Consider the following 8,029-nt stretch of genomic DNA (forward strand, 5'->3'; position numbering starts at 1 on the left):
CTATCGGATCTGGGCTATGGGCAGAAGGGATCCCACATCCGTCTCAAGAACTCGAGCGGCGGGCTGCTGCCGACACCCAATGGCAACTTCTGTAATCACAATCTGTAGGCACAATCTGTAATCACAACTGGCTAGGACGAGATCCAAAAGCCCATCGACGGGCCCGCCAACCCTGATTTCCGTTTTGCGGGCTACAATGCTCATGCCCATTTTTTCAATTGGTTGGCTCAATCGGCAATACCTAAATTTGTTACCCAGTTGATCACCCAAAGCATTGGCCTCTGGTTCTGGACAAAATACAGCCCGCCACAATGCTCTTATCTTCTCAGCAAATCCTGCCCCCATCTCTCTACCCACCCCTGCATTGGGGCCTCAAGACCCTCTTTCCCGACGGCCTGTGGGAGTTGCCGGCAGATCCCCATACCCAGCGGGTGGCTCTGACCTTTGACGATGGCCCTCACCCTGAGTACACCCCTGCTTTGTTGCAGGTTTTGATGGATTTTCAGGTGCCGGCCACGTTTTTTGTGTTGGGAGAACGGGTGCAGCGCTGGCCCCACCTGGCCCGTCAGATCCGCCAACAAGGCCACCGCATTGGCCTTCACGGCTGGCAGCATCGCCCTTTTACCGAGCTTGCCCCTGGAGAGCTTTATCAGAGCCTGAAGCGCAGCCAAACCACCCTCGTGGCTGCCTGTGGCGGGATCCCTGACGATTATCGGGCTGTGCGCCCGCCTAATGGCTTGTTTTGGCCGCAGACGCTTGCGGATTTGCGCCGTTGGGGCTTTTGTCCGGTGATGTGGAGCGTGGTGCCTGAGGATTGGCTGATCCCACCGGTATCGGTGGTAGTGGAGCGGGTGCTGGCCCAGGTGCGGCCTGGCTCCTTGATCGTGCTGCACGATGGGGTACAAGGAGGAGCCCAAGTGGTTGAGGTAACGCGGCAGTTGATCCCAACTTTGAAGAAGCGGGGATTTGAATTTGTCCACTTGCCGGATCCCTGAGATCTTTCCAGTTGGGGAGAAATTAAATACAGTAGAGGCACGCGTAGGCAGGAGGGTCAAGCCATGGGCGCACGCAAGATCATCTACGGCATTTTTGGGCAACGGGCCGGCAGCGTCATCGTCGGAACTTGGAACTGGCTGTGGGGGATCCCGGTGGAGAAAGGTGGCACAGGGGCGGTGATGGTGGCGGAAGAATCCCTACGCACGATGCAGGAGACGGTTCAGCGTCTCACGGAAGCCGTTGCCACCCAAGTAGCCGCCTATCAGCGGGCTGAGCAGAAGTACATGCAAAAGGTGCGGGAGTACCAGGCCCTGGAGAACAAAGCTCGCCTGGCCGCCCAACGGGGCGATCAAGAGGCTGCCCGCCTGGCTATGTCCCAAGCGCTGCAAATTGAGGCCATTCTCGGCCCCCTTAAGGAGAACGTGGAAACTGCCGAGCGCTACGTCAAAGCCGCCAAGCAAAAGCTGGCCCGCGAGAAAGAGCGATTGGCCGCTTACAAGAGCGAGCTGAGCAACCTCAAAGACATCAACGAGGTGAACCAAGCTCTGGAGCAGATGACCCGCGTCAACAATTCCTACAACATCGACTCGGCCAAGTCGCAATTTGAGGCGGCGAAGAATGCTATCCAGGCTCGCCAGCTCAGATCCCGAGCCATGAGCGAGCTCTCGGAAGATCGCAGCGAGCAGATTGCTGCCCAATTGGATGAAATGGCCATGGACGATGAAATCTCCCGCCGCTTGGCAATGCTCACCGGCCAAGGAGGTGCCCAGGCCAACCTGCCGCTACCGGATCTGGATTTCGAGAAGCGGCTCCCCCAATAGCGGCAGTTGCTTCCAAGCTTGGGGATCCCTCGCTTTTCAACCCACGTCGGCAACCCCGCTGCTAAGTTGCAGGGGGAGTTTTCCGTTGGGAATTGACGGTCAACGGGCTAGAGGGAGTGCGCTCGTACTAGGATGATAAAGGAACAATAGGCAACCCATCTGAGGAGAGGATCCCAGCAATGTCAGCAGCACGAGGCGCGCATTCTGCCCGATCAGGCCTGTGGCCCACTTCTGCAACCAGCCCGTGGCTGTCTAGAGCGCTGTTGCTGCTCTGTGTCTGCCTCAGCTTGGTGGTCGGTGCCTGTTCCGCAGGCTCTAACCTACGGGCCTACAGGGATCCCAGCGGAGCCTTTGCTTTTGCTTACCCCAATGGCATGGTGGCGGTCAATCTTGGGCCGGGGAAAGGGCCGGTGGTACTCCTGCGCGACCTGGTGTACGAGACCGAGAACGTCAGCCTGATGATCGCCCCGTTTGACAAGGGGGAGACGATTGCCGATTTGGGCAGCCCGGATGAGGTGGGGCAGTTGGTGGCGGAGAAGATCATTGCTCCTGAGGGATCCGGTCGCTCGGCCAAGCTGTTGGCTGCCGAAGCCTTTGAGCGGCAGGGGCACCCCTATTACCTGCTGGAATACCAAACCGATATGGGATCCCAGCTTCGCCACGAGGTGGTGACGGTGACCGTTCGGCACCATCGCCTCTATACGCTGACGGCCTCTACCCAGGAATCCCGCTGGCCTCAGGTGCAAGCTGCCTTTAGGAACGTGGGCCGCTCTCTGAATGTTTCCTAAGGCTTTCTCAAGGGGTTGAACCGGGTTGTAGGCCAGGGCTGAGCCCTTTAAGACTGAGTTGTGGTCATTTAGGTTGGGGTGAGACGCCTAGGCTACTGAGAAAAGCCTTGTGGTTCTGGGGATTATTGCTCCGCAACGCTGACGCGAAGACGCGACCAACGTTTTGGGTGTGGGTGCAGTGTCCTAGCTTGAATCGAAATGACCCTGCCTACGGGTTCCAGCCGGGCCATCTGGTGCTAGAACGGTAGTGTTTTGAACCTGCGGAGATGGGATCCCACCCTCTTGGGCCTGCTCTATGACCGTATACGTGGTTCAGATCAGCGACCTGCATCTGTTTGCCAAGCCCCATCACCGGCTGCTGGGGGTGGACACGGAAGCCTCTTTCCTGCAGGTGCAAAAGGCCATTGCCGCTCTGGATCCCTTGCCGGATCTGCTGCTGCTTACCGGAGATCTCTCTCAAGATGGCAGTGCGGCATCTTACGCCCGTTTGAGAGCCCATTTGCAGGCTCTCCCCATCGATACTTACTGGTTGGCGGGCAACCACGATCGCCTGCACACCATGAACCAAGAGCTCCACGCCGAGCGGCTATTCGGGGACAAGAGCTTCAGCCGGGAAAATTGGAGTTTTATTTTATTGAACTCCCTCGTGCCCGGCAAAGATAGCGGTTACCTGACGGATCGCACGCTGCTGTGGCTGAGACAGGAATTGCAGCGGAGCAAAGCTGCCCAACACCATGTTTTGTTGGCCCTGCACCATCCCCCTTTTTCGGTGGATTCTGCCTGGCTGGATCAAAGCGCCCTGCAGCAGCCGGAGCGGTTGTTTGGGGTTCTGGACGAGTTCGACCACATCCGCCTCGTTGTATTCGGCCATATTCACCAAGACCTGCACCGCCGGCGGGAGGGGGTTGATTACCTGGCTTGTCCCTCAACCTGTGTGCAATTTCGTCCCAAGAGCCCTCAGTTTGGCCTGGAGGTAATTCCCCCTGCCCTGAGGCAGATATGGCTGGAGCGAGATGGCAGCTTCAAGACCCAGGTTCAACGGGTGGGAGCTGCTCTGCAACGGCCCAACCTGGCCCTGAAGGGATATTAGCTGATACATTCACGCTGAACTCTCCTGAACATGGTTCAGGAAAGAAGCGATCGCATCCTGCCTATCTCTGAGCAGGAAGGCGGTATCCCGCAAAGCCCTGAGGAATACCCCCCGAGCGCTTTCCCCCTTCACTTCCCGGCAACCGTTGCGGTGGACTCAAGGATCAGGGGGAAACTTGGTCTACTATATCCCTCTCAATGACTTTTGCCAAACCGCCTAAAGCTCAGTAAATTCAGCAAAGTTCAGGGTTTTGGGGGTTAGAGGCATGCTCTCCCCCTCTTGAACCTCTGTGGGGGGTAGCCCGATGGCCTGCCCCAAACAGACGCTGGCCCCCAGCAAGGCCAACCACCCCGGCAGCAGCGACAGGAAGGCCACCACGGCCACCAAGGTGTTGTTTCCCCCCTGCAAAAGGCTGTAGAGCAGCATTGGCAGCGTGAGAACCCGCCCACCGCCGACAAAGAAGGTGAGCAAAAATTCGTTCCAAGAGATCAAAAAGGCAAATACCGCCCCAATGGCTGCCCCAGGGGCAATGAGGGGCAACGTCACCTGCCACCACACTTGCCAGGGATCCGCCCCCAAACAGCGGGCCTGCGCCTCGTAGCCGCGGTCGAAACGGGCGAACACACTGCCCATCACCAGAGCCATGTAGGGAATGGTGGGGATCAGATGCACCAAAACCACCGCCAGCAGGGTACTGTCCAGCCGCAGGCGAATCAGCACCCCTTGGATGCCCATCAATACGGCCAAAGGAGAGGTGATGATGGGCAATAGCAGCAGCAGGCGCAGCCAGGCAGGCACGGGACGGGTGCCCAAAACTCGCCCTGCCGGGATCCCCACCCCCAAGGCCAGCAGGGTGGTAAACAGGGCAATTTGCAAGCTCTGGCCGAAGGCTGCCCGGAACTGGGATCCCCCTCCCGCTGGAGCGAACAGCAGTTGCTGCCAACCGGCTATGCTCCATGCCCGGGGCAGGGCATCGGGAAAATACCAGGCCCGCGTGAAGGCCCAAAGGGCCAGCACCCCAAAGGGCAAAGCCCAAAGGAGGGCCACTCCGGCCACCCCAAGGCGGAGCAGGGATCCCCCAATCCATCTGCGTCCTTTCACGGCTTTCTCCAAGGACTCCGTCCCGCTGAGCCAAACGGCAGCTGCAGAAAGGATACTCTGGCTGCAAACAGCCCTCCGATTAGGCTGACCACCGCTGCCGAGACAGCCAGCAGGATGATCCCCAGCGCCACCGCCTGCTGCCGCTGCTCCAGGTTGATGTGGGTGAAGCGCTGATAGATCAGAACGGGCAAGGTGCGCGGGTAGGTGGGCCCCAAGAGCAAGGGAACCTCAAAAGCGCTGAAGACGAAACCGAAGATGAGGATCCCGGTGGCCAGCAGCCCCGGCCTCAGCAAGGGCAGCGTTACATACCAAAACGTCTGGGCGGCAGAAGCCCCCAGCAGCCGGGCCTGTTGCTCCAGCTCGGATCCCATCCCGCGCAGCAGCGTCAGCGCCACCAGAGCGGCAAACGGGATCTCCTTCCAAAGCCAATAGAGCAACACCCCCCCATAGCCGCGGTCGTTCACCCACAAGGGAAAATCCTGATCCGAGGCAATCCAGCCCAGTTGGAAGGCCAGCCGCGCCAGCCAACCGCTGGGCCCCAGCAGCAGCAGCATCCCCGCCACCCCCACCAAATGAGGAATCGGCAGCGTCAACTGGCCAAGCCAGATGGCCCACCCCCCCACCCCCCGCAACAGCAGCGCCAGCCCCAGCCCCAAAAGCAGCGCCAACCCCGTTGCCAACAGAGCGATTCTGAGGCTGAGCAACAGGGATCCCCCGACTTCCGCATCCTGCAGCAGCTCCCCATACCCCTGCAGGGTAAACCCCCTCTCGCCCAGGCCGTAGAGGCCCACACTCTGGGCCAGAGCCAGCAGCAGCCCCCCGCCGTAGAGCAGGCCCACCAACCCCAACGCCGGCAAAAGCGGCCCATACTGCTGGAACCCCCCAAATCCCCGTCCATTTAAGCTATTCATTGAGCCAGCCCCAAGAGTTGCCTCACGAGGAAATTCAAGATGGGGGCGGATCCCTCCTTAAGAGAGGAAAGAGCAGTGGGTAGTGAGAAGGAAGTATGCTCACGCCTCTTATTCCTCCACACCGCCAACGCGACCAACCATTGCGATCTTCACATCCCATGGAGAGAACCCTAGACCAGATTAACCAACGCATTGCCAAAGGCCAGGCGCGGGTGTGGACGGCCCTGGAAGCCAAAGCCAAGCTGGCCACCTTGGGGATCCAGGAAGCCTTCGAGCAGGTGGATGTGATCACCACCGGCACCTTTGAGCCGATGGAGTCTTCCGGAGCCATTGTGAACCTGGGCCATACGGATCCGCCCATCAAGATTCGCCAAGCGTGGCTGAACGGGGTACCGGCCTATGCCGGATTTGGCGCGGTGGATCTCTACCTAGGGGCAGCCCAACCCAGCGAGCAAGCGGATCAAGCCTATGGGGGCGGCCACGTCATTGCCGACCTGGTGGCGGGCAAGCGCGTCCATTTGCGGGCCATCGGCCAAGTGACCGATTGCTACCCCCGCGCCGACTACGAGACCACCCTGACCCGGGATCAGCTCAACCAGTTTTACCTGTTCAATCCCCGCAATGCCTACCAAAACTTCATCGTCGGCGTGAACGGTGGGGATCGGCCTTTGTACACCTACTTGGGCCTGTTGGAACCGCACCTGGGCAATGCCGTCTATTCCAACCCGGGAGAGCTGTCCCCCTTGTTGAACGATCCCCTTTTGCGCCGGGTAGGGATCGGCAGCCGCATCTTTTTGGGGGGCGGCATTGGCTACGTCGCCTGGGAGGGTACCCAGCACTTTCCATTGCAAAAGCGATTGCCCAACCAAACTCCCATCGGCCCGGCGGCCACCCTGGCCCTGATTGGAGATGCCAAGCAAATGCAGGCGGAATGGGTGAGGGGCTGCTACTTCCGCAACTACGGTCCCAGCTTGATGTTGGGGGTCGGGATCCCCATTCCCATCCTCGCTCCTGCGGATTTGGAGGCCATCGCCATCCGGGATGAAGAACTGGTGGCACCGGTGATCGACTTTTCCATTCCCCGCCGGGTGCGGCCCACCTTTGGCTTGGTGAGCTATGCCCAGCTCAAATCCGGCCAGATCACCCTCAATGGCCGCAAGGTTCGCACTGCCCCTCTGGCCAGCCTGCGCCGCTCCATGCAAATTGCCGAAATCCTCAAGCAATGGATAGAAAGCGGCCAATTCACCCTTACCCAACCCGTCGCTCCCCTGCCCCTGGATCGGGAGTTTCTCTCCCAAAATCCCCTCGGCTAGACGGATCCTGAATTCCCACCTGCCAAACAGCCTCTCCAGAGAAAGAGACCAGCCCAATCCCCATTCAAGGCTGAGAAACATCAGCGACAAATCCGCCCGGCAATTGCGGGAAGAGCCGGGGAACTGAAGAAAAGCGAGCAGGAATGGCTCAGTCGCCTGGGAGCCTTGGGCAACCCAACCAACGGCGGATCTACTGCTGGCCAATTCAAATCTGCGGTGGGATTGTTTTCTGGAGAGTTGCCGCTACCATTACACTTTGAGCGTTGCCACCGGAAACTCCCCGGCGGGAAAAGAAGAGGGGGCTGCGTCCAAAGTGGGGAATTAAGGTCATGTTCCAGCGTATTGCTCTCGGCTCTGCTGCATTGGGATTGCTTCTGGCCATACCCGTCCTTCCCAGCCACGGGTTTGGAGAGCCCCGGGTCGTTCCCGATACCCTGTTCTACTTCGACAACCACCGCTTCGATCGCTACCCAGATGCGGTTGTGGTGCGGGTGGTCAACGGCGACACCCTAGTGGTGCAAATCGAAGGGGAACAGAAGATGCGCCTAATCCGGTTGGCCGGGATCGAGGGTCTCAGCCCGGAAGAAAACCCCTATTACCAGCAAGCCATTGAACTGATGCGGGAGCGCATCCTCTACCGCACCGTCAAGCTGGAAGGGGATAAGTTGCTGCGCAACGTAGATGCTACGGGCTTGGTGGAGGCCTATGTCTGGTTAGAAGGCCATCAGATGAACGCCATGTTGGTGCGCAATGGCCTGGCCCGCATCATCCCCTACAGCCACAACATCAAGTACGACAGCTACTATGGTGGCCTACAAGAAAAAGCCCAGCAGGAGCGCCTTGGCATTTGGAGCCGTCTCTGAGTTGGCTTTATACTGAACTTCAGTTCTTTAATCTTCAAGGGAGCAGAGAGGAAAGAGCATGACTCTAGTCAATAATAAGCTCAACTATACTGAAAATAATGTATAATATGTTCAGTACGGATTACTACCAGTTGATCTTTCTGTTT

The 8,029-nt window shown here is 58.9% G+C and carries 9 protein-coding genes; 6 read left to right on the top strand and 3 right to left on the bottom strand.

Annotated elements, in window-relative coordinates:
- The gene (locus ACVWVQ_RS12225; RefSeq protein ID WP_457394863.1) at positions 1–204 is read right to left on the bottom strand and encodes a hypothetical protein; all 204 of its coding nucleotides are present in this window, start codon (positions 202–204) and stop codon (positions 1–3) included.
- Positions 205–311: 107 nt separating this feature from the next.
- On the opposite strand from ACVWVQ_RS12225, the gene ACVWVQ_RS12230 reads away from it, so the two are divergent.
- From ACVWVQ_RS12230 to cpdA, 4 genes are all read left to right on the top strand, one after another.
- Positions 312–995, top strand: coding sequence for a polysaccharide deacetylase family protein (locus tag ACVWVQ_RS12230; RefSeq protein WP_457508721.1), 684 nt, complete (start codon positions 312–314; stop codon positions 993–995).
- A gap of 63 nt (positions 996–1,058) precedes the next feature.
- Positions 1,059–1,817: a PspA/IM30 family protein gene (locus ACVWVQ_RS12235; RefSeq protein WP_457508723.1), complete on the top strand. Its 759-nt coding sequence runs from the start codon at positions 1,059–1,061 to the stop codon at positions 1,815–1,817.
- Between the two features lie 263 nt (positions 1,818–2,080).
- A complete protein-coding gene (gene psbP, locus ACVWVQ_RS12240) occupies positions 2,081–2,605 on the top strand; it encodes a photosystem II reaction center PsbP (RefSeq protein ID WP_414413923.1) in 525 nt (174 codons plus the stop codon).
- A 295-nt stretch (positions 2,606–2,900) separates the two neighbouring features.
- Positions 2,901–3,695, top strand: coding sequence for a 3',5'-cyclic-AMP phosphodiesterase (cpdA, locus tag ACVWVQ_RS12245; protein ID WP_457508724.1), 795 nt, complete (start codon positions 2,901–2,903; stop codon positions 3,693–3,695).
- 216 nt (positions 3,696–3,911) lie between these two features.
- Here the strand turns inward: cpdA and ACVWVQ_RS12250 are convergent, their stop codons facing one another.
- Together ACVWVQ_RS12250 and ACVWVQ_RS12255 are read right to left on the bottom strand one after the other, a co-directional pair.
- Positions 3,912–4,796: an ABC transporter permease gene (locus ACVWVQ_RS12250; protein ID WP_457508726.1), complete on the bottom strand. Its 885-nt coding sequence runs from the start codon at positions 4,794–4,796 to the stop codon at positions 3,912–3,914.
- The gene (locus ACVWVQ_RS12255; protein WP_457508728.1) at positions 4,793–5,707 is read right to left on the bottom strand and encodes an ABC transporter permease; all 915 of its coding nucleotides are present in this window, start codon (positions 5,705–5,707) and stop codon (positions 4,793–4,795) included. The genes ACVWVQ_RS12250 and ACVWVQ_RS12255 overlap by 4 nt, the downstream gene beginning before the upstream one ends.
- 158 nt (positions 5,708–5,865) lie before the next feature.
- Between ACVWVQ_RS12255 and ACVWVQ_RS12260 the strand changes: the two genes are divergently transcribed.
- Both ACVWVQ_RS12260 and ACVWVQ_RS12265 read left to right on the top strand, forming a co-directional pair.
- A complete protein-coding gene (locus ACVWVQ_RS12260) occupies positions 5,866–7,020 on the top strand; it encodes a homocysteine biosynthesis protein (RefSeq protein WP_414374343.1) in 1,155 nt (384 codons plus the stop codon).
- A 329-nt stretch (positions 7,021–7,349) separates the two neighbouring features.
- A complete protein-coding gene (locus ACVWVQ_RS12265; RefSeq protein ID WP_457388565.1) occupies positions 7,350–7,883 on the top strand; it encodes a thermonuclease family protein in 534 nt (177 codons plus the stop codon).
- Positions 7,884–8,029 lie beyond the last annotated feature (146 nt).

Source organism: Thermostichus sp. MS-CIW-36 (genome assembly GCF_054059035.1).

What these genes read in the sequence shown, in the direction of transcription:
- cpdA (WP_457508724.1), top strand. Translation starts at nt 2,901, where the DNA reads ATGACCGTATACGTGGTTCAGATCAGCGACCTGCATCTGTTTGCCAAG.
- ACVWVQ_RS12225 (WP_457394863.1), bottom strand. Translation starts at nt 204, where the DNA reads ATGAGCATTGTAGCCCGCAAAACGGAAATCAGGGTTGGCGGGCCCGTC.
- ACVWVQ_RS12260 (WP_414374343.1), top strand. Translation starts at nt 5,866, where the DNA reads ATGGAGAGAACCCTAGACCAGATTAACCAACGCATTGCCAAAGGCCAG.
- ACVWVQ_RS12255 (WP_457508728.1), bottom strand. Translation starts at nt 5,707, where the DNA reads ATGAATAGCTTAAATGGACGGGGATTTGGGGGGTTCCAGCAGTATGGG.
- ACVWVQ_RS12265 (WP_457388565.1), top strand. Translation starts at nt 7,350, where the DNA reads ATGTTCCAGCGTATTGCTCTCGGCTCTGCTGCATTGGGATTGCTTCTG.
- ACVWVQ_RS12230 (WP_457508721.1), top strand. Translation starts at nt 312, where the DNA reads ATGCTCTTATCTTCTCAGCAAATCCTGCCCCCATCTCTCTACCCACCC.
- ACVWVQ_RS12235 (WP_457508723.1), top strand. Translation starts at nt 1,059, where the DNA reads ATGGGCGCACGCAAGATCATCTACGGCATTTTTGGGCAACGGGCCGGC.